The organism is Lactobacillus sp. PV034, assembly GCF_014522305.1.
Classification (GTDB): domain Bacteria; phylum Bacillota; class Bacilli; order Lactobacillales; family Lactobacillaceae; genus Lactobacillus.
The window spans coordinates 184,441-209,425 of the sequence record NZ_CP041982.1 but is presented as its reverse complement, the minus strand read 5'-3'; the positions used below and the strand labels follow the sequence as shown (position 1 = coordinate 209,425).

Genomic DNA, 24,985 nt, shown 5'->3' with positions numbered 1-24,985 from the left:
ATTTTTGTTTTCCCTTTTGGGTGTCCTTTATTGGGTATTTTCACTATATTTTGTATTTAAGATAAACGTGGTCATCTATATATAGTGTTTTTAACCTTAAATAAGTTATCCACTCCCTTTTGGGTGTTATAAACCTCCCCTTTTGGTGTTCCTTTTAGTATTTTTACTCCCTTTTGGGTGTTCCTTACTCCCTTTTGGGTGTTCCTTATATAGAGCAAATGCAGATGGCTCAAGGGCTTACGAATGTGCTAAAGGTAATTAAAGGTAATTAAAGGATTATATATAAAGGTATATTAGTATTAAAGGTATTAAAGGAATGTCATTTTCAAAGAAAAAAATAAATTTAGAACATAAATTGTTCAAAACTTGAATTATTGTAATTAAGTATTAATTTCTTTACCCATAAAAAAGAGACTAAGAAGCTACATTTTTGAAAGTTATCTACTTCTTAATCTCAAAACATCTATGGTTTATTTATACTTGCAATAATTTCAGCATCAGATTTTTCTTTTTGAGGATCATTTGAATAACAAAAACTACGTCTAGGATCGACGCCCAATTCTTCAAATAATGCAAGTCTGTTTAATTTAGTTTTATCTGAATTAAATGGTGATCGTTGTTTCCCCACTGGATTCATTATTGTACCGTAGCAATAAATTTTAGTCGGATCTTCTGAATCGGATCGGCTTAAAGAGGAGTTTAAACATGCAAGTTGAGTTTTATCATAGCTATTTGTATTTGGAACTTGAGTGGGAACTGCACTATTAAGAGTTTGAGCAAATTGCTTCATCAATTGCCCCATATTTAGCTTGTAGGCAATTCCAAAGTATTTTCTGATAGATTTAATATCATCAAGTAGACCATTACTATGAGCTTCTACTACATAATTGTCTTGGATATTGTTGTATTTCATAAATTCCAATTGAACCAATGCATATGGATTAACTTTTTTTATTGGACCTACAAATAGTTTAACGAGAACGACATATTTAATATTTTTATAGACAAAAATAAAACTAGAAATGGTCCACCCCTTAGCTTCCATATCAGTTCTTAATAACTTAAGGTGATCTAAATTACCCATTTATTTTCCTCTCTTTCGTAATCAGTTGAATAATTTAATTTATTCTATTACAGCTAATTATAAAAATTTTGTGTAAAATTCAAAATCCATTTCTTCTACTAGAGTTTTGATTATAGTTTCATTTTAAATTACGGAGTAAAAAATTTTAAACCAGCATATCGTACTTTTTATAATAAATAAAAAGCCCCAAAATGGGGCTTCAAAGATAAAGTAATGGTACCACTAACCTATTCAATTATCCTCTAGTCTTAATACTACAGCACTACAAAATACTAATTGTTTTCATGTAATTTAGCATCTTTTTTATTTAACACATCAACTTGTAAATCAAATAAGCGTTGATTGTCTGCATCTAAATTATCACGGAATTGTTGAACTAAATATGCAACAGCTTCTTTTTGATTTGGAGCAACTCCTAAATTAGAAATTGCTATCAGACTATTTCTAACTGTATTGTCAATTTTGATATTTACGTTAAACGTCTTCTTATTGTCATTACCCTCAATTTCATTAATTGAAACTTCATGCTTTGGCTTTACGTTAATTTTACGCTTGTTACTGTTAATTAAATTACTCATTTGCTTTAATCCTATTCAAAATATCATTCACAACTTGCTTATAAACTTCAAATACCTTTTCATCATAGCGACTATCATTGGTAATCCCGGTTACCCCATAGCGCTTTAAACGCTGCATTTGATGAATTGAAGTTGGCAAAATATTATCTTGGCCAAACTCTTCTTCTGCGTTTTGCAAGGTCAAATTATCAACAGGAGCTCCGGGTTGGATTAGTACAGGTAAAATTCCTACTAAGTCCAAACTAGGTGCTTTATAGGTATCGATTACTTCTTGCTGCATATATTGAATAAATGCACTAGCCCCATCTAAAGCTTGTTGTTGTGTTTGCATGACAATTACGCACCAATCGCTGGCATAAAGAGCAGCGTCAGTAATTAAACTAATCGTAGGCGGAACATCAATAATCACATAATCATAATTTTTAGTAATTGGAGATAGTAATTCATTCAAATATTTGACCCGATCAATATACTTTGAAAATTGTTTTTCCATTACTCGTGGAAATAAGGAAAAATCTGCCGATGATCCTATCAAGTCTAAATTACTTGTAATATTAACTAAGGCCTTTGATAAATCCTTGTTTTGGATAGCAGCCATTAAGGATAAATCAAATTGATCGATTTTATCCGTTAGGTTTGCTTTAGTTTTAAGCATGATGTTTGTGGCATTCGCTTGCGGATCTAAATCTAAAAGAAGAGTATTTGCTCCTCTTTTTGATAATTCAGATGTTGGAAATATTTTGTATAATTTTGGTTACTACCTGTATGATCACAGTATTAATATTATTCTAATAATTTTAGCTTTTGTAGGACTTTTAACGTTGATATATACCAAGGATTGGTTATGGTTTCTTGAATATAGTACTGAATATATCGACGGCACAACTCGTGGATTTTCTTTAGCTACTGTGATTAGAAATATAGTCCAGCTATTATGGGAATTTATTCATAAAGGATGGATTATTTATCTTGCCATTATTTTGGCTAGTGGGCAAAAAGATTCGCTGTATTACACACTTACAAATTCGAATGCGAATTTTGGTGATAATAACTTTTTACTATATTGGCTGTATATGGCAATTAATAGTATTTATTTGATTTGGACCATTATTTATTCTTTAGGATCATTTACTGTTCCTACGAACTATATTGGGACTTATATTGATATTAATGCATCTTCTTATTTTATAATTGATCAAGAAAATGAATATGCATTTATTAAAAATCAAATTTTAAAATCTCCTATATTTTATTTGGTAGAAAAGGTAGATAACCTATCCGATAATTATAAAATTTTAGATTATTCCAGCAAGTTTGATGAAATTAAAAATGAATTTGAAGCAAAAAAAGCCAATAATAAAAGTCTAGGAAGTAAGTTTTAATTTAAATTGAAATTTATATAAAGAAAAAACACTGATATATCAACATTTATTTAATGATGATTATCAGTGTTTTCTTTATCTTATAATTTTAAATATTACTTACTTATATCTTTTTACAGTTAAGTTTTCTGAAAATAGTTCAGTCATTAGTTCTTTAATTGCTATTAAAGTATCTTGAAATTCAATATTTTCAGCATACGCTTTTTCATGAGTGTAATTTTCCCACTTCTTTTTCATAGCAGCATTACTTTCTATTTCGCTGAATGTAAATTGCCACAAAAATTGATTGTCATCTAATTTTTCGAAAATTTCATCATAACTCTTTCGTGACATAGCAGTATTAATTAAAGCCTGTTTGGTTAAAGGTAAATCTAATTTTAGTTGTTGGTATCCCGTCAATTTTCTAAGATTATTCAACATGTATAAGTCGTAAAAGTCTTTCATTCGGGTATTTGCGATACTGCGACTAAATACTGTTTCCAATTTTTGAGCAATAATAGTTTCATTATTATATGCAGCTATTTCTATCGGAGTGCCGTCAATTAAAGATTTATACGTATATTTTATTTCTTTTGGGGTTATTACATCTCCTGTAGAGACATCAATCTTAATATTGGCCCTGGATTTGTCGTATAGAGTACCAAGTAAATGAACTCTATATCCAACATATCTTGCTCCTTCATGCAATTTTTCAATTTTGCCTACACGTTCAATAGTAATAGGATCATTTTTAACTGGAATAATTTCACAAATTTCATCAACCATTTTCGTTACTTCAGGAAGAGATAGATCCTTTCCTTTAATATCAGTATCAATATCTTCGGTGGTTCTATTATTTATTCCCATTAGACTTGATAAAAGAAAGCCGCCTTTTAGAATTAAGTTATTTCTATACTTTGATTTTGCAATTCGTTGAACAAAATCATCTAAAGTATATTCCTCCAGAATTACTTCTGTTGTAGTTTTACTTTCTTTAGCTAATTTACGCATATGAGCAATCATTTGTTGATTATTAGTAAAGCTTCTAAAATTATCATTCATATTTATAGTAATACCTCTACATAGTTCATAACTTTCTTAGTGGTTTTAAAAATTTTAGCAAAATACATTAACTTAGCAATATTCTTATTTGCTCCATTTAAATATTGCTTAAACGCACTATTTATTATTTCTGGGTCTACATGATATTGTGGTCTCAGAATTTCGGCCATAGTCCTATCTAAAGAATAAGCTCTAACCTCATTTCCTTGTGGTGTTTTAATGGTGACAATTCCTAATTTATAAAGATTAGGTAATTGCTGATGCGCCACAATCTCTTTTCTTAATTTAGGATTTTTGTATCCTCTAGGGAAAGTAAAGTCTATTTTATCTGGAAGGCGATCACTAAGCCCATATAAATAGAGAGCGGAATTAAGCGAAATTATTCCCTTTTGTAATCTTAGTTGAGTAGTATAAAATGTATCTCCTAAATGACTAGCACTTCCATAAATTCCTTTATCTAGCAAAACTAATACATTATCTTTAAGATATTTTTTGATTTGTTGACCAGAGAAATTCTTTTCTGAAAGTTGTTTTCTAGACGCGATATAGTTATTTTCTTTTAGCAACTTGTTTAAAGTAATAATATTAGCCATAGTGTCCCTCCTTATTTATCTATATTATACCCCATAGTATTACTAAATGGGGTATAATATAGATAAATTTGCGTTTTAAAATTTAATTTTTTCGCTATGCTAAAACGATTTCTAAGTAATAACCATGAAGTAATAATAAGAGACAAGATTATAATAGTATTAACACTAAAAGAATGACCAAAAAAGGATCTATGTTAATTGTAATCGTCAAAATAATCACCGCCTTTATAGAGATTTAGTTTATTATGCCAAAGTAATATCGTTTAATGGAGAAATGTAAAAGTAAGCAAAAAAACGACAAATCTTTAGACTAGATTTGTCGTTTCTTTATATTCAAGATTAATTAAGACTAAGATTTTCTTTTTTTCTTAGCCTGCGCAATCAACTTATTCATTTCAATCATTTTTTCTTGATAAACTTGGAATTTTTCTAATGCTTCATCATAACTAATAAACTTCTCTGAATAATTATCTAAATTTTCAGAAAAACTACCAATTGTATAATCGTAAGTACAATAATCATATACAAATTTTACAGGAGTCTGCCACATATTTTGAGGCAGACTTTCATTTTTATCAGCATAATAATTTTCAAACTGAATTTTAGCAGTTTCATGTTTTTCATCAAAGAATTCAGCGTTAAATGCCCATTCAGGAACAATAATTGCATTCAGAATTTCAGTATGCTCTACCATTTCTTCTCCAACTGAACGAATATTTATTAAATGTGCCCCGTCTGGTTTATCGGGATTATAAATAAAAGATGGGTCATTCTTAATCGTATTAAATGTATTTTTAAGATCTTCAATATTAGATAAAAATTCTTTTTCGTGTGCTTTCATTGCATGCCTCTATATCTATGATAGTACCTTACCTTTATTTTATATTATCTAAGATTGATAACTTAATTTATTAGCTCGGGCTTAATGAAAGCTTAAGTGGTAAAGAGATAGCGAGATAAAATAATGCTAGCATTACTATACTAGATTATTCTTTTATTCTAAAATTTGATAAAAGCTCCCTTCCGTTGCGGGCAAGTCTATTCTCGACGCTTCAGCCGGCTAAAGCCGTCTTCCGTACCGTCTCGAAGTAGCCAAGCCCTCCACTACTGGGAGCTTTAAAATACTCAAGTGTTCTGAACTCCATTGGTGTGCCTATTACAATGAAGAAAAATGTAAATTAAAACCTATATTAATTATATAAAAAGGAGAAAACAATGCTTAAAGAACTTTACGATATTATAAAGAAGTACTTTCGTAAAATGAATATTCCTATTTTCAATTATATTTTTATTTTAGAGATCATTTTAATAATTTATCTACCTAATAAAAAATTCAATCTGTTTTACTGGAATAATATAGATATTGGAAATATTTTGTATCATATTGGGCAGCTACTTTATGGATCACTCAGTATCTGGATTATTTTCTTACCTATCTTAATAGCTTCCGGGTTAGCGGTATGTGTAAATGAAAATTGGCTTTCATTTTTAAATAGTAATTCTGAATATATAGATGGTACTACACATGGCTTTTCTTTAGTTCGTGCTGTTAAAAGGCTAATGAAATTATCATGGATATTTATTCATCAAGGGTGGATTATATATGTTGCTATTATTTTGGCAATTGGTAAACGAGCTTATATTTATTCGGTATTATTTCATCCAGTAATTGATGAATATGAGTTCTCTCTATTATATTGGCTCTTCATGACTGCAAATGGAATTTATACTATTTGGACCATATTTTATGCAACCGGGGCATATGTTATTCAAACTGATTATGTGAGGAAAGAGATTAATGTTAAAGAAATAAGATACTTAATAATTGATCAGTCAAACGAATATTTATTTGTCAAAGATCAAATGCTTACTACTCCTGTATTTTATTTAGTGCAAAGACAAATAAATGGCATAAATGTTAAATATAAAATTATTGATTTTTCAAAAAAATTTGAAGAAATTAAGTACGAATATGAAGCAAGAGTAGGAGACACGCGAAATACAAATAGTTAATCATTAATACTACATAGTGCTAAGACTAAATTAGTCTATAGTCTAATTATCTTAAAATAAAAGATGCTAAGTTAACATGCTTAGCATCTTTTCCTATCCAAAATCAATTGTATCTAGAATGTGTTCTCGGGTTTCTTGATCTAGTCCTAAATATGCTAGGGTCATGTCTTCAGATGAGTGATTTAACAGCTTCATTACTAATGCAATATTATGGTTAGTTTGTTCATAAACACGATAGGCACCGGTTTTTCTCATGGTGTGAGTACCAAGATAATCGATATTTAACTTCTTCCCTACTTTATACATAATCATATAATAACGCCGCTCATCAATGTGCTTCTCAGGACGCTTAAAAGAAGGAAATAACCAAGGACTGTAAAAGACAGTTTGAGTGGGATTTTCTTTTTGCCACTTTTCAAGCCAATCGTAGTAAGTTTCTAAATCTTGCCTAATCGGATTAAGATATAAGGTATTTGGCTTTTTAGTTTTCTTATCTATTATATAGGCGTTTTTCTTAACCCGCCCCCGCTCATCATATACATCTGACTTCTTTAATCGTAGTACATCACTAACTCTAAGCAAGGTAGCCTTACCCGTCTGAAAAATAGTATAGTTTCTGCATCCCAGATCGAAATCTTTTAAAAGAGATTCCTGAACTGAGCGCAAAACCCAAGAATCTTTGATTGGCTTAACTATCTGTCTCATATGCTATTTTATCTCCATGCTGATAATTGTATTTAAGCATCACAAATGATTAACTATTAACCTAAATAAATTTTAAAGGTCGTAGAATGCTCCTCTCAGCATTAACCATCTTCATTTTAGTCATAGTATCATTTTATGCTATTTTATAATTATAACACTATTACTTTATATATTTACGAAAATGGCGATATATCAATATTTTATATAAAAATAGCTAGTGTCATTATCTACAAATAACACTAGCTGTTTCTATATAAAATTAAAACTTACAGTAATCTAATTAAATCTCCAATTATCTCAAATCCAAACACTATAGAAAATGCAAAGATAAAAATAAATTGACTTGATTTTGAAATATATAAATAATTCTTATTAAAAAAAGGAGTGTCTAAAAATAAGAATAAAAACAACATTATTTGAACAATATCCAACAATAATAAAATTAATAAAATCATTTTATTATTAGAATACAGAGAAGATATGTTTTTTGCTAGTCCAACAAAGAAAATGACTATATACAATGGTATAAGCTGAGACCAACTCTTCAAATTATAGATATTATTTAGAGTATTACTAATCCTAGCAGGTAAAATACTAGCAATATTAGGTAAAAATATAAAAAATAATGCTACTAATAAGCCCACAATAGTACTAATTATCAAATTTAATTTTATATGAACTATAGCATTCATTGGTTTTCTCCTATTTTAATTTATGGATACTACACTTTTGATTATTTAGGTATTCTTCTTCTTCCGCACTTAAATTGAACTTATATAATTTAAATATTTTACCCCCTGAAATCGTATAGTTCTTTATTGTACTTTCAAGAAGTAAAGGAAAAAGTTTAGGAATTTCCTCGCTTAACAATGCATTTAAGAGATTATTATCTAGAGAAGGATTCGAGTTATCTAGATAGTTTTCTCTACAAAAGAAGCACCCATAATCATTGCCAACAAGACAAGGGCCTATTTTTAAATAGTATCTATTTTCTTGGACGTAGACTCTAGTAACACGATTAGTACTGAATATTGCTTCTAATTTTTTTAATTTAGATTTATGAGAAGAATTTGGAACTATAATATATAATTCATATCTAAAGCTTTCAGTATGTAGATGCTTGAGGGCCAGTTCTATTGCTTCATCAATACTTATGCTTTTAATATTTAGTCCATCAATTATTAATGAATTCTCTGCATCGACCAAATATACTTTAGTAAAAAGAATGGCCTTTTTAACCAAGCATAACAATCCTCCTTCCGTCAGTTCAAATGCTTGATTGAAATTGGATGTAAAATTATACAATAGCTTATAAAAATGATTTTCTTTTTTTAAGATTGTTGTACTGTAGTTAGTAAAGTATTTGCCTAGTTTTTTCTTAAATAAAGTTGATGAAATAAATTGCTTAAGAAGTGGATTGCTCTTAACTGATTGAGGATAATTAAGAGACAAAAAAAATGATATTAATTTAGTATTAGATATAGAAATTGCGTCTATAACTGTATCATTTATCAAATTATAAAATTTTATGATGTTATTTTCTCGGAGTAAACATAGTTCTTTATTGACTACATAATAATTTGTCATTTAATCACCCTATTGCTGCCATGTAAGTACAAATTTGGTCATCAGTTAGCTTCAAAGTATCTTCGACAAGATGGTCATAAAATCCTCCTAGTGCAACCATGGATAAATCATATTTAGTAGAATTTAAATATAAATTCTCACACATGTGTCCACTTTCTAAAAATGCTAATCGATATGCGAGTCTACCATATTTTTTAAATAAAAGTTTTAAATTAGAAACAAAAAAGAAAACTACATTAGCTTTTTTAAAAGTTTGTACATTAAATTTAGTAGTAGACGTTAGTTCTTCTATCTCTGCTAGTGCGGCCTTTTTTATAAAAATCAATGAATTGTTTGATAACTGTAATTTCCAAATCTTTTGTTCCATGTTAGATCCCAAATGTTGAGTCCATATATATACATCTACCGAATATAGAGCGCCGGCAGAAGGATAAGCTCTCAGGTTAACTTTTTGACCTTTAAATATGATTGAGTCTGTTTGAGCAAAAGAATCTAATAGTATATTTGAAAATTTCTTGTAATCAAGATTAAACTTAAAATTCCAACTGGTGCGCCTTTTAAGTAATATCTCATTAAGTGAAAGCGTTTTATTATTCTGGATATCACCAAATCTTTTTAATTTTATGTCGCCTACTTTATCCTTTATCTCAGGATCGATACTTTTAATGCCATTAGCCGATAAATTTGAAATAAGATGCATTGACCCTGCATGAAATTCTTTGATCGAATTCCAATCTCTAAAGGAAGAACTAATTTTTTTCCATTTCTTACTATTCATACGTTTTCCTCATGATTAATTTAGACAATGATTTAGCAATTATATATTCAAACTCAGGGGTCACAGATATACGGTTGTTATTCATATGAATTTGAGAACTTAATACATATTGAGCTTCAGAAAAAGATAAAACCTTTAACAACTCAGACCATATAATGCTAATTTCATCAGTAAAATCTTTAATTTCTAAAATATTAGGAATCCCAATTGACTTTTTTGTAATAAGATATACATTCTTTTTTGATAATTCATTTAAATTGTCATAACTCTTCCAGTAGTCTGAATATTGCTTTAAAAAGGATTCTTTCCAACAATCTGTTATTTTTAGTAATTCTTTCATTACTATGGAAGCTATTGCAATACGTTTAGATAAAGAAAAATTATCCGAAAGTTTAATTATTTTTAGTGCTAGTTTGCTTGATACGAAGAAAAAGTTCTCAGAAAGTTCTAAAGCTGTGCCAGTACCATATCTTTCAAATTCTGGTTGATATTCTGTATAAAACCATGTACCATGCTTATGCCATGGCAAGTTATTTGGAACAATTCCTTCATTAGAAAAGTTTATATTTGAATAATATACAGTTGGAGAAATAATAGGAGCTACCGATTGATGAGAAAAATCAGCTGCTAGTTTATCAAAGCTGTTCAAAAATTCATCACTAGGATTCAAAAATCTAAATCTAAGGTGCGGACCTCCATACCAATATTTAATAAAAAACCATTTATTATTGTAGTGTTCTAGAAGATAGCTAGCTTCTCTTAAAAATGCTTCCTGCTGTTGTACGCTGTGTAAATAAAAATATATTGCTTTCCACATATTCTTGTTCCTCCACAATGCTAAATAGGTATCTGCATTTGTGTATTCATTGACTTTCCGCCAATAAGCATATACAATGCCAAATTCTTATTCTGTGATACTACTTTTTCAAAAAATAATTCATTAATATTTTTCAAAGTACGAACTCTAAATTCCCTATCATAATCGGAAAAAAATAAACTTATACAGTGTAAACAACGGGCCGCTTCTATTAAAGACTCCCCACAATCACTCATAGAATCGCTATGGGATTTTCTTTTATTTACTGAAGCCCAGACTACTAATGCTGCTTCTTGAGGATTCAAAAAGTCGAGTGAATCATGAATTACTCGGTTAAAGGATATATCAACAGGCTCTCTCTGAATGCTATGTTTATTAATTATCCATTTTTCTTTATTGAATGGTGAAATTTTAGAGATAATATATATGTCAATTTCTTGATTGAAAGAATGGAGCAGTTCTTTTACCATTTTAGCCAATGATACTAAATCATTTCTTTTAATATAGTATGGGAAAAATGATAATCCTTGATTAGATTGATCCGACATGCGCCTATGAATTTGATTAAAGGAAAAACGAGAAAACATCGTTTTTTCTAAAGTTATTTCTTTCCCAGAATAATGCATAAAATAAGTCAATATTTCATCAAAAACTCCACTTGGTTCCATTTGCAATTTTTGTTTACAAGTGATTTTACTTTCTATCGGAAAAAGACTGTTCTTTTTTGAAGAAAAATATAACTTTACAATAGGAAAAAGTTCTTTTTGATTGTAAATAGAACACAGGGAACTCATTTCATATTGTGGAAATAGTTTAATTCTAACGTTAAATTTGTAGAGCATAGATAATTGTCTGCAATGTTCAATTTGATGGCCTGCATCTAATAAGGATAAGGTCCAACCGAAAGAGCCATAAATATGGCCGATATTATTAATATCTCCTACTAAATAAATGTTTGCTACCTTTAAATCAATATCTAAATCATTGCTTTTTGGTACTTTTCCTACAATTAATCTAAAAAAATTCCCGCTCAGGTGAAATTCAAACAATGATCCTTTGTATTCTAAAATAATCCGATTAGAATTTTTCCCCCTAGCGGATGGAGACAGAGTATGGAATACATATGGATTTTCTACAGACATCCAGTTAAGGGAAAACAGTTTAACAAATAACTGTGCAAATAATGTTCCTGATTTTAAATAATATTTTTCTTCATTAACATATGTAATCAAGTTGCTATTGGTTGGCAGAATTTCTTCCCTAAATAACTCATATCTTTTCTTTATATATCGTTCTTGATATTTTTGATTAAGCGTAAGGATGGACTCGGTCAATAAACTCACCTTTTCGTAATTTAGAACTATTTCGATAATAAGAATGTTCCAAAGCAAAATCTAGTCTTTCCACTGATGCTGTTCTATTTGCATACCCAAATTTAATATTTGAAAAACTGGGAATTAATACTTTCGAGACAGCCAGACCAAAACTCTTTGCCAAATTATCCGTAATATCAACAAAATAAATTTGATAATCAGTAAGGTATGTATTAACAATATAATCAAGTAAATCTTTAGGATTATCATATTTTTTTAATACCTCTACTGCTTTATTGTTATAAATTGCTCTCCAGTCACTTTTTACATCATTTAGAATACTAGAATAATTTTTTCGGAAACTACGCTTTGAAGCAAAACATACGTGATCAAATAATGTTTTTACATCATCTACACTTTTATATTTATTAGAAGCTACTGCTCGGTTATGTTGATATACATTAAACCCTACTATACATTCATTTATAGCTTTAGAAATTGCTTCGAGTGGATCAGGATGAGTAGCAGTAGAAATAAATTGGTAGACAGGACCAGTATTAGAAATAATTAACGCAAGAACAGTAGGTACTTTTATATCAAACGTCATATCATATAGGTGTAGAGTAGCATTTTTCGTTTCTATATCCTTTATTCTTTCTCTTATGTCTTTGGGGAGAGACTTTAAATGTATTTCTCTAAGACACACATCTTTTTGCCAAAACGTTAAAAAAGCATCTCGTTCAATTAATTCCATCAATGCATATAAGCGAGATTCATACAAACTAGATCCTAGTGCAACTCCAGAAGAATTAGGTACCGTAAAATATGGTTCATCCGGTAAACTTAGGTCAATAAATTGTTTTGGAATCCAAATTTTTCTCTTAGTTTTATAATCAAAGCCTTCTATCCATGTGATGGTTGCTTTACTATCATAATCTATCCGTTCTTTAGAATTTTTCTCAACGTAAAAAAGAAAATCAGCTGGATTAACACATATCTTTTTATTTAGCCTATAAGTCATACTTTTGCTATTTTTTTGCAAACCATACATTGCATGTCTCTCTAATAGTTCTAAAAAACAATCTGATTCTGCTTTATCAAAACTAGTGTTTCTCCCATATGCCGTAATTATTTGCTCATCTACAATAAATTCTGCACCAACAAAAGCTATTTTTTTCGAATACAAATCTTTGTAAATCTTTGTTATAATTCCATAATCATAATCATAAAAATTAATCTTTAAATTCTTAAAATTAAAATTTTCCTTTATTCTCCAGGAATTATGTAGAAATTTTCCATTGATTATCATCTTACTAGAGTTTTTTGATTTATTAACAGCTTTAATTTTTCTACATTCCAAGGTAAGATTATTAAATTCTCTCGCGAAGCTATCAGTATTCCCTTCTAAAAAATTTGTATAATCATTTAAAAGTTTTTGTTCTACTTTTCCACACTCATTAATCCACGTTTCATTACTCCTATGATTTAATTTATATTGTTGCCTTAAATAAGTAATATCTTGATTATTAGCTGAAAGTAGTTCTCTGTCTAAATTATTAATCACATACATAATAATTATTTCTTTCTTATAAAAACACCAGAATCTTCCATTTCAGGCCAAATTAGCCATTCGGAAGTTATAGTGTTCTTCTCTTGCAATGACTCTTTTCCTATAAAAACATCTACTTCATAGTCATAGGATTTAAAGTATTTAAAAACATCTACTTCATAGTCATAGGATTTAAAGTATTTTTTTAAAACAGATATGACTTCTTTTTTTATTGTTTGTTCTAGATTTTTGCCTTCTATTTGTGAATTTAACAAAAGTTTGTTGGAACTCTTAAAAGATAACGAACAATTTCCAATTTTTGGATCATCGTAGTGAGTTTTTAACTTAAATTCTCCAATCAAATTGCTAGCAACTAATAAATGATTTATGCTCTCAGAAGTGGTAAATACTTTATCAATATCTATTTTTTTATTTCTAAATATAAAATTTCTCTTTGTAAAATGAGTAAATGAGATATTTCTAATTTCTAAGTCGTCTTTTATCAGAAAAAAATTCTTAAACTTATGTCGATCACTAAGACTATCCATAGCTAATAGGAAAATATAATTCATGATGACTTTTTCTTTAAGATGATTCATCATAAAAGTGTTTTTTGAATTTAATGATTCTACATACTGCTTGGCATGCTTATAACTGTTATAAAAGCTTATTGCTACAGTTCCATTTTCTACCCAAATGGGAGACACAAGAATTATATCGCCGTCGTCTATGCATTTGCGTGCAACTCTAAGATTTTTCTTTAGTTCAGATTTCGTATTTCCATATATTACAAAGATCTTCTTACCTAACCCATATTCTGCGCTCATAAAAAACTTTTTTTTATCTTCAAAAACAGAAGAATTTAATCCTTTACCTAAAACACATACCTCAGTATTAATCCATTTTTTATAAACTGTACTGGGATTACTATAATTATGGAGAAAATATTCTTGTATGTAATTTAGTTCAGTAGGCATTTCATCATAAACTAGTGCTCCTACTTTAAGCAAAAACTTAATAAGATATAACTGACAAGAATCAATTTGACTTATATCTTTGGGTGTAGACAAAGATGTCAAAATTGAAAGAATATCTTCATACAAAAATTTATCTTTAGGAATTTTAAATACTTTTTTATCAATACGTAAAACTGTATAGTTCTTATCTTTTGCTAAAAACACATTTCCACGATAATAGAGCCTCTTCATAATCACTTATCCTCAGTTTCCTGCATAATTTTAACTAAGATATAGCCACCCTGAACTCGTTTTCTAGAACTTAAACCCAAATTTGGTAAAATTAAATATGTAAAGTTTACTAGCATCCTATATGCACAAAATTCCTTTGTACTAAACATAGATTTATGTCTCTTATCGAAAACGACTTTATGAAACTGAGAATATCCTCTAAATTTAGCTTGTGCTATTTCTCTTCTAATTGCATGTACAAGTGATAGAGTAATATCTCTTTGAACATAAAATAATTTTTCATAGGTTTTATCCAGTACATTTTTCCATCGCCTTATTAAGGCTAATAACTCAATATCATCAGTTAATGCTGAATTCATATTTTTTATCAGTTTATAAAAAGATAAAAGAATTGCATGATTTACTTTATAGTACTCCTCAAAATAATTTTTATATCCGTCCATATTTTCTTTTTTATAGCTTAAAAAGCCTAAAACATGTGATTGGTACGATCTGTATCCTAATCCAATACCAGTTTTATCTAAATTCTTTGCTGAAAAATAAAATAAACCAAATATAAAAAGCATCTCTTGTTGAGGATGGTTATAAAGATATAGATATGTATCTTCATATAATCTTTCTGACAATCTAAATGTATCATTATATATCATTGGTTCTTCAGCATATGTGTATTCTCCTTTTCTCTTAACAAAACTAATACATTCAGCCATGATAGAAAAATTTTGAGGTAATCTATGGATTCTCTTCAGCCTATTCATTTTTCTAATATCATTTTTTCTATTAATATAAACGTTGTTTGGCATACGATCAGATAGAGTTAAGGATTCCTTAAAATCATTGAGTAATATTTTAAATGATTTTAAGTAAGGAAATTCATTTTTATATGATCTTTTTCTTATCACATAAATGTCAATCACCGGTAAAATTTCAACATGACGCTCAATCCAATAATCACTCTTTACGTTTTTTCTAAGAAATGGAATTAAATACTTACAAATAAATTTATTTTTACTGTGACTAGATACATTTAGGAAGACTTTATAATGGTCAATCACAAATATCACCTTCTGCCTTTAGATTCCATTCAGTAATATATTCAGAAGACTTTATATTTTCAGGATATAACTCTGAAATCAAAACATAACTGTTAGTTCGAAGAGAATTTATAAATACTTTTACTAACATAGCATTCTCTAAATCAAAATATTGAGGTTTGGAAAATTCTTGAGAAATACTGGTTATAGTTTCACTTCTGCGTTTCTTACTTTGATAAAAAAACTTAGTAGGAATTTTATTTTTAGTCAAAATCTCTGAAATATAGGTAAACATTTCCAATTCATTTTGTTTAGAAAAAATTTTTTTAAAAATATTGGTATCTACCAACATCATTTTTCTAGACAGAATCATATTTTCATATACTATACGAGGTGCTTTTATAATTTTTTTATTTTTGATATCTTTAAAAAATAGACAAGCTAAATCACTAATCAAAGAAATATTAGAAAAAAGAGATGAATAAAATGCAATCTTACCAGGATATAATATCCTAATTAAGCTAGTACCTATTACGGGCTTTATTACTTTTCCTGTTTTCGCTTTTAAGAAAAACTCACCGTTTTTTTCTACTAAGAAGAGATCGTGAAAATTGTAGATTTTTTTATATTTTTTATTTAATGCCTTATCTCTGGTGATATCAAATATAAGTCTTCCATCTAATATCGGGACAAAGGCGTTTGCATTAAATCCGACTGTTTCATTTATATCCACTAACTCTGTTGATAGAATTTTATAGTAATTATCAAGTTCTCGCTTTTGTTTTTTAGGAATATCAGTATAACGTAAAAATCGGTTATAAAAACTTTGATATCCTGGATAAATCTTATTTACTACAATATTTTTATCTTCAAGTTGATAAAAGAAAGTATATGAAGCTGACTTATTTTTTAAATGATAGGGGATCTCACTATAAAGATTTTTCAAAAATTCAGGGGTTATTTGGATAGTCTGAGTTTCATCTAAATCATAATTAAATATGTAATCAAAAAATCTCAATTTTAAGATTTCTAACTTTTGATTAACATTACTTTTACATTTAAACAATTGATTAGGATTAGTCCAATATGATTGAAATTTAAGATTAAGATTTCCTACCATATTAAATAGCCATGGAGTTTCAATTGGATAGTCTATTTTCTTATTCTTTTTCTTTAACTCAAACAATAACTCTTCCTGTATCCTAGTATTAATGTCAAAAATTGGATAAAGTTTTACTATATTTTCAAAAACATTCTTGTATTTTTGAATTCCATTAAATGGTTCTTTATCACATGTAACATTATCTATATATAAAAGAGAATTTTTGTCAAATGAGGGTAGATTTGCTATAGCAGAAATACGGTTAAAAGTAGATATTATTTTTCTATGTAACTCTAAAGAGTAAGCCCGATTAATACGCGAGAATTGTAATTTAAGTTTCTCCAATTCACTTACAATGTTGGAAATCGTGGAGTTCCATGTTGCTTTATACTGATCCATTTTTTGAAGTAAATTACCGATTGAATTTAAATCATCACAAAAATAATCATCAATCATCAAAAAACCATATTTTAAGAGCTCTTTTTCAAAATTTAATGCTTCTTCTTTATTTAATTTGAAAGTTCTTTCTATATCCTTTAAATTCCACATTTCTTTATTTGAATTTATAATATGAAGCAGCATCGAATTACTTTTAACTTTAATGTAACTATCTTTAGTTTTAAAAGTTTTTTTATTAATTAAATTATCTTTCAAAACAAAAAGGTATATATTATTATCTTTCACATAAAAATTTCTATTTTTACGTAATTGAATTTTTGGAAGGATACAATCTTGTTGTAAAAAAAATTCATACAAATATAATAGAAATACATTATTTGGTAAAATAGTATTCGTAATTTTACTGCTTATCCGTATATTACGGTTACTTTTGATATGTGTTTTATTTAAAAAACCAATTGGACTAGTTTTTGTTAAGGCATGGCTTGCTGTCCGAGCCAGAACTAGCTCAAGTTTTCTGGTGCTCTTGCTTTCTTCTGGCAATTTTAAATATTTATCTAATTTCGAATAAATGTTTGGATTTATAATTTGAATAGAATTATAAATTGATTTATTATGCAAATATAGTTTTTTAAGACTTTGTCTAGTTCTGATGTTGTCACATTCAATCTGATTCAATAACCTAGTTCTGTCTTCCTTTATATTATCAAGTTGATCTTGAAATTTTTTAAGTCTTGAATTAATATCCTTATTTATCGAAGTAGAAACGTAATCAAAATTTAAATCCAAATTTCTTAGTTTTTTTATTAATTTTTTCTTCTTTGAATTTCTACTAAATATAGAATTACTAATCTGATCAGCAAGTTTGTTTCCTTCTTCTTTAGCTATAGCTTCCTTTACTAAAATATCTTTTTCAAATGATACTTTAGTATGTGTATCTAGAAAATTATGATCGGGTAGTTTCTCTCTTTCAAGAGTAAACGGATGGATTTCTATTTTCATTTATAACTCCTGTACTGTCCTTGGTTCCATCTGTATCCAACAATTATTAAAAATATCACCATAAAAATACTCAAATAAGTAATAGAGAAAAGAACCTTTTCCGTTGAAATATTTGAAGCAGTATTCCAAAAATATCTCAAAAAAATATTTAGTCTATACAGTGGATTATAATTTGCAAGTGTTTGCATCCATTTTGGAAAAATTGATATCGGCATCATAGCATCTGAAAGTATAAACAACGGAATAAAAATCATCATTAATACCCCTGAATATGTATTGATTCTATTAATAATTATTCCTAATCCTACTCCCAGTATTAGGCTATATATAACTGCAAAAGCATATATCACGGAGAATGTAATTAAGTTAGGCATTGAAATTTTAAAATAAAATACTGCAAACAAAATTATTAGTATATATGAAATCATTGAAATAATCATTGCTTTCAATACAAGGGCTAAAATAATCTTCCATAATTTAATAGGTGTGACGCGCAGTCTTTTATATATTCCTTTTTCTTTATCACTAACCACTTGATTACCAACATTATATACACTGGATGAAAATAAAATTATTACACAAAAACTGGGTATATATTGAGAAAAGAAGTCAACATTTCCATAATTCATATGTCCATATATACTTCCAAAAATTGCAAAACTTATTAGTGGCATAAAAACACTAAATATTAAATATAAAGGTTGGCGTAAATACACTTTAAATTCTATTTTTAGTTGTTCTAAAAACATGTTACTTACCTCCAATAGTTTTCATGTATATTTCCTCTAAATCTGGCTTATCATATTTGGATAACAGCTTTGACATTGCTCCACTATAAATTAAATCCCCTTTATTTAAAAATATTAAAGAGTCGCAATTTTGCTGAATTTCTTCCATGTAATGTGATGATAAAAATACTGTCGTATTTCGTGCCATATCTTTTAAATTGTTCCAAAATTCTCTTCGAGCAAAGGGATCTAATCCAGTAGTTGGTTCATCTAAAATCACAATACTAGGTTTATTTAAAAAAGCTAAAGCAAGATTTACTCTTTGTTTCATTCCTCCTGATAGTTCATGATAATATCTATCTCTTAAGTCAGAAATGCGCAATCTATCCATCAAATCATTTACTTCATAACAATCTTCATAAAAAGTTGAAAATAAAATAAGCAATTCTTTTACTTTTATCGAATCATAAAAGTTATTTTCCTGAAGTACTGCTCCTATTTTTTCATTTAGTTTACTACCAGCTAGTTCTTTAGAAAAATCTATCTCCCCTGACATAGGTTTTCTAAGACCCATGAAGCACTCTAACAAGGTAGTTTTTCCACTACCATTTTGACCAATTACACCAACAAATGAATGAGCAGGAAATTGAAATGATATATTATTCAAAGCTGTTACATTTCCATATTTCATAAATAATGATTTTACTTGCATAGATTTCCTCAAAAAAAGGATGCGTAAATATACACATCCTAATACCTAAAAACTTTATAAATGAATGTGTACGCTACAACAGGATGTAGAAGCACAGCATGAACAACTATTACATGATGAACTTCCTGAAGAAGCAGCTGTTTCAGAAAGAGTCATCGTTTCATCTAATTCGATTACTTCAATATCATCAAATGCATCACTTAAATCATTTAAGTTTTCCAACTTCTTTTGTTTTTGATTCTTCATAGCTTATTCTCCTTTCTTTTTATTTAGTACCAGATTCTATTCTTCTCTTTACTTAAACAAGTTATTAAAAAAAATAACTGGTAATTGCCACCAAGTCATATTCCTATACCCTCCTTTTCTATGTTTTTACTGATGTTATCATAAGAATTTATAATCTGAATGTCTTTGTAATATATTTATTACAATTCAACTTTTGGCCAACTCACGATGGCTTTTCCATATCCATATTTTTCAAGAGATTTTATAATATTTTTAGCTGTTATCCTATCATCTTCAAATAGAGCTTTCATGTAGTATGCATGTAATCTATATATCATAAAGTGAAAGGATGCCGTATTCTTTATCAAATATTCAAAGACTTTATCAATAAATACTTTTTGGTTTTTATCTTTATATTTTTTTCGATCATAACAACTAACTAAATAATTTTCTAAAATTCTTATATATCTTTCCATCATTAATTCCGATGTTACTTTTCTTCTTTCGATAGTATGTAACAGATGTTTCATTAATGAAGTTAATCGATTGTATTCCCATAATGGCATTGTATTAGCCAAAAGACGCAACAGCGATGGACATCTTGTCCACTCTTCTTTATCAAACTTTTTATATATTTTAGTTATTAAATCGTTATTCAATTCATCTAATTGATTTGCAAAATATGCAGCTGTTACTCGTGCTCTGAGCTTTAATATTTCATCTGTAGCAACTGTAGATATCTCTTTTTCATAAAAATTAATAGCGTTAATATTTTTTTGAGTTAACTGCGTATTCCATCTTATTTTGTAATAATTGATCTGCTCTATCTTCTGGAGTAACATACGCATCTTTCACAAGATTAAAAAAATAATCTATATCTACCTCGTGTTTAATCAAAATCATAATTAAACTTTCTGCACCAATTCCACTTTTTTCACTTTCAACTAAAGCATAAAAAGGTCGTTGTATAATTCCTTCACACATTTTAGCCTGACTTAGACCTAAATTAAGACGAATCTCTTTCAAAGCCTTCCCAATTTTCATAATTCTTACTCCTTCAAACTATCAATAATTAAAACGAGTATACGATTAAAGCTATAAAAGTTAAAGATCTTCCACTCAAAAGAAAAATCCTAACCAAATCAAGGTTTATTAATCCAAGATTGAATTGTCTAATAATTGTTAGACATAAAATTTAACAATGAAAATACACGCCTCCTGCAAAATACAGGAACCGTGTATTTTCGAATCTTTAAAATTTTATAAATGTCTAACTCTTGTATGACACTTCAGTATCCGAGTTTTGAGGGTTACTACACATCACTACTGAGCTTTGTATCTTATTATTCAAAGATCAAAGAGTCTTAGCACTACAGAATAATAAGACAAACTTCAATTCGTATGGACGCTTATCTTCTTTTTGCTTATATTTTCCAAAGTTTTCTCGGACTAATCTATTTATTTCTAAGTCAATTGATTCAGACTTGTAATCATCTAAACGATGACTATCAATTAACTGTATTACCAGCGGATTAATTAATGTCTTACGGTGCGGGATGTAAGGTTTATCTGAATGTTCTGTTTTAGCAGCTAATTTTATTTGTTTATCAAAACATGCTCGTTCAATAATTGCTAAATCTTGCAAATCCCACTCTTTTAGTTTTCCATTTTTAAGCAAGTCTTCGTAAGTCATAATAATTGCTTCCAGATCTGCAATTTTATAGCCTGACAAGCCATATAAATCTGATCTGTGAGTTATTTCTCGTTTTATTCTATGATCGCTCTCAGGGTCTAAAAATACGGTTTGTGGGTGTGCCGATTCATAATACTTTTTAGTAGTGCCTAACTTCAATCCACGATAACGATCTATGGCACGAAATTTTTGTTCTACGTTAACGAGCGCAACCCCGTAATTAGCTAACGCTTCACTAATTCTGAAATCCAAGCCCATTTTCATCAATTGCCTTTACTTGACTCTCACCAACTGTCAATTCTCTGTATTAAATTAAAATTGATTCCTCTGCTCTTCAAAATCTTTTAATTTATTTACTAAAGATTTTAATATCTTTATTATTTTTGTCAAGCCCTTTAGGCAAAAAAAGACTGAATGTGATACCACATCCAGTCTTTTAAAATTCAAAATATTAATTATTTTGCTTCTTCAGCTGGGTAAACAGAAACTTGCTTCTTATCTCTACCCAAACGTTCAAATTTAACAACACCATCAACTAAAGCGAATAAAGTGTCGTCACCACCACGACCAACATTCTTACCTGGGTGGATCTTAGTACCACGTTGACGGTAAATAATTGAACCTGCGTGGATTTCTTGACCGTCAGCACGCTTTGCGCCTAAACGACGACCAGCTGAGTTACGACCATTGGCAGTAGAACCACCACCCTTGTGGTGGGCAAATAATTTAAGTGCTTCAAGATTATTAATCATCATATTGTTTCACCCCTTAATTAAGCTTCGATGCTTTCAACAGTAACCTTAGTGTAAGGTTGACGGTGACCATACTTAGTATGTGAGTGCTTCTTAGGCTTGTACTTGAAAGTTACAACTTTCTTTTCCTTACCTTGCTTGTCAACTTTAGCAACAACCTTAGCACCATCAACAACTGGAGTACCAATCTTAGTTGACTTCCCATCATTTACAAGGATAACTTCATCAAAGGTTACCTTTTCGCCTGGTTCAACTTCAAGCTTTTCAACGAAAATGCTGTCACCTTCAGCGACCTTGTATTGCTTACCACCGGTTTTAATAATTGCGTACATTTGTACACCTCCGAAATAAATACTTAGACTCGCCACTTGAGGTGAGATTACCACTAATCTTCTTCCTTACCTTAAGTGTGCGGTTGCAGATGTGAGGTTTCCACAAATACAACTCTTATAGTGTACTACCACTCTTGATTTTTCGCAATTCTTTATCAAGAAAAAATCTGGACAACTTATAAGCCCCACTTACCTCCATGGACACTTACTACCGTGTCAGTAATGATAAAAGCATTGGGATCAATTTCATGAATTTTACTAATTAAAGGACCATAATCACGGGTATCAACTACGATTAAAATTTGCTGTTTATCTTCTTCTGAGTAGCCACCAACTACATTGTAAAGCGTTAAACCGGTATAATTCTTCATCAGCATTTGCTTTATTTCCTCAAAATCATTATTGCTCATGATTCTAACTTGATATTTCCGATCAAAGCCGGCTTCAGCAAAGTTCATAGTAATTGCTGTTACGAGTTGAGAGAATGCTGCTAAGAAAAAAGCATTTAAGCCATCGACAAAAATATTAAGGAAAATGATTATCATATCAATGCATAAAAGCGAAATAGCTGGATTAATAAAGAAGTATTTCTTTAAAATCATCGGTGGGATCGTGGTCCCACCACTTGACGCATTAACACGATATAGCAGCGAGACCCCTAGCCCCATCAAAGCTCCACCGTATATTACGGCAAGTAAATCATTATTAGTAACCTTAAAACTGGGCGTGATCTCCATTAGCACAGGTAGAATAAAGCTACCTAGAGCGATATTTTTAGTAGTAGTTTTTCCTAAAAAAATTGCTGCTAAGATTAGCATTAATACATTAACCACAAAAACTGTAATTGAACGGTTAATTCCCCAAACAGCATCAACTAAGATTGAGATCCCAGTTGAACCCCCAGCTGCAATATTGATTGGACCATAGAAAAAGTTAATTGAAATTGCAATAATCTCAAGTGCAATTAAAAATACAATCCACCTCATCCAAGAACGTTTTTTTAGTTTATTTGGCATCCGACCGTCCTTTCTGAATAATGTCTTTCTCTATATCATTTTATAGATAAAAGTAGTAGATGAGCAAGATTATTGCTAAAATGTTATTCAATTATAATTTTTAATTAAAATGAAGGACATTAGGATCAAAACTAGTCGTATTTTTTACACCAGTATACATCATTAACTCACTAAGCTCTTCATTCATTTTAACCACTTTATCTTCTACTGCAGCTGTACCATGATCAAGTAATTCCCGCAAAATTGCCCTTCCAATGAGAACACCATCAGCGCCAAGTGCTAAAGCTTTATAAGCATCATAACCACTCATTAATGAGCCATCAACAAAAATAGTTACTTTGCTATTCCCAAGAGCTTCTTTGATCTGTGGCAATACTTGCAATGGTGGTACACCAAAAGGCAAACGTCCATGATGATGAGAAACAACAATTGCACTACAACCAGCATCACGCGCTTTTAACGCATCTTGAACTGATAAAACTCCTTTAGCAACAAAAGGAACATCAGCAAAAGCAGCATACTTAGCTAAATCAACTTGAGTGATCGGACCAAGCTCAATGCCATCAACGACATCATATTTACCATTTGTGCCAGGGACATGATCAATATCAATTCCTACCGCAACAGCTCCAGTTTCTTGTGCAACTTTTATTTCATTAAAAATTCTTTCATGGTCAGCAAAAGGCTTAATAATACGGACACTATCTTTGCCTTCACTTACAATATCACGATACTCAGCATCAGATTCCATGCCAATCCAATTCAAAACATTCAAATTTTTAGCCGCACGAGCTTTTTCTTGCATTGGTTTACGACTTTTATCTTCCAAAACCTTATTTAAATGAGAAACTGCAGCTAAATTGATTGGCGAAGCATATTTTCTACCAAAAAATTCAGTTTCTAACTTAGGTTCGACAGCATCAATAATGCGCATTTCTACCAAAATATTATCTAAGTAAGCCCGATTATGCACATTAGCATCTTCTGCTTGGCCACTTGTTACTGGAATCATCCCCTTAGGGCCAGGCCAGGGACTATTCACAGGAGTCTCTTTTATTTCTTCAAGATGATGTTTCGATGCTCCAGTTGCAGTATCAATTTCTTTATTCATTTTTTACATCCTTTCTAAATCTCTCTTCTTAATTACCAATTTAAAATCATTAGTTGATGATTATTTTACAGCTAAAGTTCATAAAGTACTTAAAAATATACTATTTTTATGTAAAAAATCTGTGCGAATGCCCTAAAATGAGCTATAGTTAACTTATAAAATAAAAAGCGAGGAATTAATTATGACTAAATACACTGTAAAATTAAGCGAAGAAGATCTTCAAATGATCAA

28 protein-coding genes and 1 other annotated feature are annotated in these 24,985 nt (G+C 29.5%); of the genes, 2 read left to right on the top strand and 26 right to left on the bottom strand.

Features of this window, described 5'->3' with window-relative positions:
• Window positions 1-463 precede the first annotated feature (463 nt).
• The 3 genes from FP432_RS01140 to FP432_RS01130 all read right to left on the bottom strand — a co-directional run bounded on the left by FP432_RS01140 (window position 464) and on the right by FP432_RS01130 (window position 2,401).
• On the bottom strand, window positions 464-1,084 hold the full coding sequence (locus tag FP432_RS01140) for a DUF6037 family protein (protein WP_012846839.1): 621 nt from the start codon (window positions 1,082-1,084) through the stop codon (window positions 464-466).
• A gap of 272 nt (window positions 1,085-1,356) precedes the next feature.
• On the bottom strand, window positions 1,357-1,662 hold the full coding sequence (locus tag FP432_RS01135; protein WP_004896683.1) for a DUF5388 domain-containing protein: 306 nt from the start codon (window positions 1,660-1,662) through the stop codon (window positions 1,357-1,359).
• Window positions 1,655-2,401, bottom strand: coding sequence for an AAA family ATPase (locus tag FP432_RS01130; RefSeq protein ID WP_265489573.1), 747 nt, complete (start codon window positions 2,399-2,401; stop codon window positions 1,655-1,657). Before FP432_RS01130 ends, FP432_RS01135 begins: the two co-directional genes overlap by 8 nt.
• On the opposite strand from FP432_RS01130, the gene FP432_RS01125 reads away from it, so the two are divergent.
• On the top strand, window positions 2,316-3,044 hold the full coding sequence (locus FP432_RS01125) for a hypothetical protein (protein WP_265489003.1): 729 nt from the start codon (window positions 2,316-2,318) through the stop codon (window positions 3,042-3,044). The genes FP432_RS01130 and FP432_RS01125 overlap by 86 nt on opposite strands.
• A gap of 99 nt (window positions 3,045-3,143) precedes the next feature.
• Here the strand turns inward: FP432_RS01125 and FP432_RS01120 are convergent, their stop codons facing one another.
• From FP432_RS01120 to FP432_RS01110, 3 genes are all read right to left on the bottom strand, one after another.
• Complete coding sequence (locus FP432_RS01120; RefSeq protein WP_069169077.1) at window positions 3,144-4,085, bottom strand: nucleotidyl transferase AbiEii/AbiGii toxin family protein; 942 nt, start codon at window positions 4,083-4,085, stop codon at window positions 3,144-3,146.
• A 2-nt stretch (window positions 4,086-4,087) separates the two neighbouring features.
• Window positions 4,088-4,678: a type IV toxin-antitoxin system AbiEi family antitoxin domain-containing protein gene (locus FP432_RS01115; protein WP_004896694.1), complete on the bottom strand. Its 591-nt coding sequence runs from the start codon at window positions 4,676-4,678 to the stop codon at window positions 4,088-4,090.
• Between the two features lie 349 nt (window positions 4,679-5,027).
• Window positions 5,028-5,519 carry a hypothetical protein gene (locus FP432_RS01110; protein WP_004896695.1) on the bottom strand — a complete coding sequence of 164 codons (492 nt, stop codon included), beginning with the start codon at window positions 5,517-5,519 and terminating at the stop codon, window positions 5,028-5,030.
• A gap of 374 nt (window positions 5,520-5,893) precedes the next feature.
• On the opposite strand from FP432_RS01110, the gene FP432_RS01105 reads away from it, so the two are divergent.
• A complete protein-coding gene (locus FP432_RS01105; RefSeq protein WP_004896696.1) occupies window positions 5,894-6,691 on the top strand; it encodes a hypothetical protein in 798 nt (265 codons plus the stop codon).
• A gap of 93 nt (window positions 6,692-6,784) precedes the next feature.
• Here the strand turns inward: FP432_RS01105 and FP432_RS01100 are convergent, their stop codons facing one another.
• The 20 genes from FP432_RS01100 to FP432_RS01005 form a co-directional block, all read right to left on the bottom strand.
• Window positions 6,785-7,396, bottom strand: a complete 612-nt coding sequence (locus FP432_RS01100) for a tyrosine-type recombinase/integrase (protein ID WP_004896697.1) — start codon at window positions 7,394-7,396, stop codon at window positions 6,785-6,787.
• Between the two features lie 266 nt (window positions 7,397-7,662).
• Window positions 7,663-8,088, bottom strand: a complete 426-nt coding sequence (locus FP432_RS01095) for a hypothetical protein (RefSeq protein WP_004896698.1) — start codon at window positions 8,086-8,088, stop codon at window positions 7,663-7,665.
• A gap of 10 nt (window positions 8,089-8,098) precedes the next feature.
• Window positions 8,099-8,983, bottom strand: a complete 885-nt coding sequence (locus tag FP432_RS01090; RefSeq protein WP_265488999.1) for a hypothetical protein — start codon at window positions 8,981-8,983, stop codon at window positions 8,099-8,101.
• A gap of 4 nt (window positions 8,984-8,987) precedes the next feature.
• On the bottom strand, window positions 8,988-9,761 hold the full coding sequence (locus FP432_RS01085; RefSeq protein ID WP_004896700.1) for a SagB/ThcOx family dehydrogenase: 774 nt from the start codon (window positions 9,759-9,761) through the stop codon (window positions 8,988-8,990).
• Window positions 9,754-10,578, bottom strand: a complete 825-nt coding sequence (locus FP432_RS01080) for a thiopeptide-type bacteriocin biosynthesis protein (RefSeq protein ID WP_265488996.1) — start codon at window positions 10,576-10,578, stop codon at window positions 9,754-9,756. Before FP432_RS01080 ends, FP432_RS01085 begins: the two co-directional genes overlap by 8 nt.
• 20 nt (window positions 10,579-10,598) lie before the next feature.
• Window positions 10,599-11,912 (bottom strand): hypothetical protein, encoded by a 1,314-nt coding sequence (locus tag FP432_RS01075; protein WP_004896702.1) that lies wholly within the window; start codon window positions 11,910-11,912, stop codon window positions 10,599-10,601.
• Entirely contained in the window at window positions 11,887-13,461 is a 1,575-nt protein-coding gene (locus FP432_RS01070; protein WP_265488994.1) for a YcaO-like family protein, read from the bottom strand. The genes FP432_RS01075 and FP432_RS01070 overlap by 26 nt, the downstream gene beginning before the upstream one ends.
• A 5-nt stretch (window positions 13,462-13,466) precedes the next feature.
• On the bottom strand, window positions 13,467-14,621 hold the full coding sequence (locus tag FP432_RS01065; RefSeq protein ID WP_265488992.1) for a hypothetical protein: 1,155 nt from the start codon (window positions 14,619-14,621) through the stop codon (window positions 13,467-13,469).
• A gap of 29 nt (window positions 14,622-14,650) precedes the next feature.
• Window positions 14,651-15,703, bottom strand: a complete 1,053-nt coding sequence (locus tag FP432_RS01060) for a hypothetical protein (protein WP_004896705.1) — start codon at window positions 15,701-15,703, stop codon at window positions 14,651-14,653.
• A complete protein-coding gene (locus FP432_RS01055) occupies window positions 15,696-18,185 on the bottom strand; it encodes a hypothetical protein (RefSeq protein WP_265488990.1) in 2,490 nt (829 codons plus the stop codon). The genes FP432_RS01060 and FP432_RS01055 overlap by 8 nt, the downstream gene beginning before the upstream one ends.
• Window positions 18,182-18,934, bottom strand: a complete 753-nt coding sequence (locus FP432_RS01050; protein WP_004896707.1) for an ABC transporter permease — start codon at window positions 18,932-18,934, stop codon at window positions 18,182-18,184. The genes FP432_RS01055 and FP432_RS01050 overlap by 4 nt, the downstream gene beginning before the upstream one ends.
• Before the next feature lies 1 nt (window position 18,935).
• Complete coding sequence (locus tag FP432_RS01045) at window positions 18,936-19,625, bottom strand: ABC transporter ATP-binding protein (RefSeq protein WP_004896708.1); 690 nt, start codon at window positions 19,623-19,625, stop codon at window positions 18,936-18,938.
• Between the two features lie 54 nt (window positions 19,626-19,679).
• Window positions 19,680-19,871 carry a thiazolylpeptide-type bacteriocin gene (locus tag FP432_RS01040; protein ID WP_004896709.1) on the bottom strand — a complete coding sequence of 64 codons (192 nt, stop codon included), beginning with the start codon at window positions 19,869-19,871 and terminating at the stop codon, window positions 19,680-19,682.
• A 179-nt stretch (window positions 19,872-20,050) separates the two neighbouring features.
• Entirely contained in the window at window positions 20,051-20,692 is a 642-nt protein-coding gene (locus FP432_RS01035) for an XRE family transcriptional regulator (protein WP_265488983.1), read from the bottom strand.
• Window positions 20,616-20,894, bottom strand: a complete 279-nt coding sequence (locus tag FP432_RS01030; RefSeq protein WP_265488982.1) for a helix-turn-helix domain-containing protein — start codon at window positions 20,892-20,894, stop codon at window positions 20,616-20,618. The genes FP432_RS01035 and FP432_RS01030 overlap by 77 nt, the downstream gene beginning before the upstream one ends.
• 310 nt (window positions 20,895-21,204) lie before the next feature.
• Entirely contained in the window at window positions 21,205-21,807 is a 603-nt protein-coding gene (locus FP432_RS01025; RefSeq protein ID WP_265488981.1) for a hypothetical protein, read from the bottom strand.
• Window positions 21,808-21,998: 191 nt separating this feature from the next.
• On the bottom strand, window positions 21,999-22,298 hold the full coding sequence (gene rpmA, locus FP432_RS01020) for a 50S ribosomal protein L27 (RefSeq protein WP_265488979.1): 300 nt from the start codon (window positions 22,296-22,298) through the stop codon (window positions 21,999-22,001).
• Between the two features lie 17 nt (window positions 22,299-22,315).
• Window positions 22,316-22,627, bottom strand: coding sequence for a 50S ribosomal protein L21 (gene rplU, locus FP432_RS01015; RefSeq protein WP_265488977.1), 312 nt, complete (start codon window positions 22,625-22,627; stop codon window positions 22,316-22,318).
• Between the two features lie 15 nt (window positions 22,628-22,642).
• Window positions 22,643-22,722, bottom strand: a sequence feature (ribosomal protein L21 leader region).
• Window positions 22,723-22,803: 81 nt separating this feature from the next.
• Window positions 22,804-23,643 carry a YitT family protein gene (locus FP432_RS01010; protein WP_265488975.1) on the bottom strand — a complete coding sequence of 280 codons (840 nt, stop codon included), beginning with the start codon at window positions 23,641-23,643 and terminating at the stop codon, window positions 22,804-22,806.
• 100 nt (window positions 23,644-23,743) lie between these two features.
• Window positions 23,744-24,754 (bottom strand): alpha-hydroxy-acid oxidizing protein, encoded by a 1,011-nt coding sequence (locus FP432_RS01005; RefSeq protein ID WP_265488973.1) that lies wholly within the window; start codon window positions 24,752-24,754, stop codon window positions 23,744-23,746.
• Window positions 24,755-24,985 lie beyond the last annotated feature (231 nt).

What these genes read in the sequence shown, in the direction of transcription:
- FP432_RS01140 (WP_012846839.1), bottom strand. Translation starts at nt 1,084, where the DNA reads ATGGGTAATTTAGATCACCTTAAGTTATTAAGAACTGATATGGAAGCT.
- FP432_RS01135 (WP_004896683.1), bottom strand. Translation starts at nt 1,662, where the DNA reads ATGAGTAATTTAATTAACAGTAACAAGCGTAAAATTAACGTAAAGCCA.
- FP432_RS01125 (WP_265489003.1), top strand. Translation starts at nt 2,316, where the DNA reads ATGATGTTTGTGGCATTCGCTTGCGGATCTAAATCTAAAAGAAGAGTA.
- FP432_RS01120 (WP_069169077.1), bottom strand. Translation starts at nt 4,085, where the DNA reads ATGAATGATAATTTTAGAAGCTTTACTAATAATCAACAAATGATTGCT.
- FP432_RS01115 (WP_004896694.1), bottom strand. Translation starts at nt 4,678, where the DNA reads ATGGCTAATATTATTACTTTAAACAAGTTGCTAAAAGAAAATAACTAT.
- FP432_RS01110 (WP_004896695.1), bottom strand. Translation starts at nt 5,519, where the DNA reads ATGAAAGCACACGAAAAAGAATTTTTATCTAATATTGAAGATCTTAAA.
- FP432_RS01105 (WP_004896696.1), top strand. Translation starts at nt 5,894, where the DNA reads ATGCTTAAAGAACTTTACGATATTATAAAGAAGTACTTTCGTAAAATG.
- FP432_RS01100 (WP_004896697.1), bottom strand. Translation starts at nt 7,396, where the DNA reads ATGAGACAGATAGTTAAGCCAATCAAAGATTCTTGGGTTTTGCGCTCA.
- FP432_RS01095 (WP_004896698.1), bottom strand. Translation starts at nt 8,088, where the DNA reads ATGAATGCTATAGTTCATATAAAATTAAATTTGATAATTAGTACTATT.
- FP432_RS01090 (WP_265488999.1), bottom strand. Translation starts at nt 8,983, where the DNA reads ATGACAAATTATTATGTAGTCAATAAAGAACTATGTTTACTCCGAGAA.
- FP432_RS01085 (WP_004896700.1), bottom strand. Translation starts at nt 9,761, where the DNA reads ATGAATAGTAAGAAATGGAAAAAAATTAGTTCTTCCTTTAGAGATTGG.
- FP432_RS01080 (WP_265488996.1), bottom strand. Translation starts at nt 10,578, where the DNA reads ATGTGGAAAGCAATATATTTTTATTTACACAGCGTACAACAGCAGGAA.
- FP432_RS01070 (WP_265488994.1), bottom strand. Translation starts at nt 13,461, where the DNA reads ATGTATGTGATTAATAATTTAGACAGAGAACTACTTTCAGCTAATAAT.
- FP432_RS01055 (WP_265488990.1), bottom strand. Translation starts at nt 18,185, where the DNA reads ATGAAAATAGAAATCCATCCGTTTACTCTTGAAAGAGAGAAACTACCC.
- FP432_RS01050 (WP_004896707.1), bottom strand. Translation starts at nt 18,934, where the DNA reads ATGTTTTTAGAACAACTAAAAATAGAATTTAAAGTGTATTTACGCCAA.
- FP432_RS01045 (WP_004896708.1), bottom strand. Translation starts at nt 19,625, where the DNA reads ATGCAAGTAAAATCATTATTTATGAAATATGGAAATGTAACAGCTTTG.
- FP432_RS01040 (WP_004896709.1), bottom strand. Translation starts at nt 19,871, where the DNA reads ATGAAGAATCAAAAACAAAAGAAGTTGGAAAACTTAAATGATTTAAGT.
- FP432_RS01035 (WP_265488983.1), bottom strand. Translation starts at nt 20,692, where the DNA reads ATGTTACTCCAGAAGATAGAGCAGATCAATTATTACAAAATAAGATGG.
- FP432_RS01030 (WP_265488982.1), bottom strand. Translation starts at nt 20,894, where the DNA reads ATGAAAATTGGGAAGGCTTTGAAAGAGATTCGTCTTAATTTAGGTCTA.
- FP432_RS01025 (WP_265488981.1), bottom strand. Translation starts at nt 21,807, where the DNA reads ATGAAAATGGGCTTGGATTTCAGAATTAGTGAAGCGTTAGCTAATTAC.
- rpmA (WP_265488979.1), bottom strand. Translation starts at nt 22,298, where the DNA reads ATGATGATTAATAATCTTGAAGCACTTAAATTATTTGCCCACCACAAG.
- rplU (WP_265488977.1), bottom strand. Translation starts at nt 22,627, where the DNA reads ATGTACGCAATTATTAAAACCGGTGGTAAGCAATACAAGGTCGCTGAA.
- FP432_RS01010 (WP_265488975.1), bottom strand. Translation starts at nt 23,643, where the DNA reads ATGCCAAATAAACTAAAAAAACGTTCTTGGATGAGGTGGATTGTATTT.
- FP432_RS01005 (WP_265488973.1), bottom strand. Translation starts at nt 24,754, where the DNA reads ATGAATAAAGAAATTGATACTGCAACTGGAGCATCGAAACATCATCTT.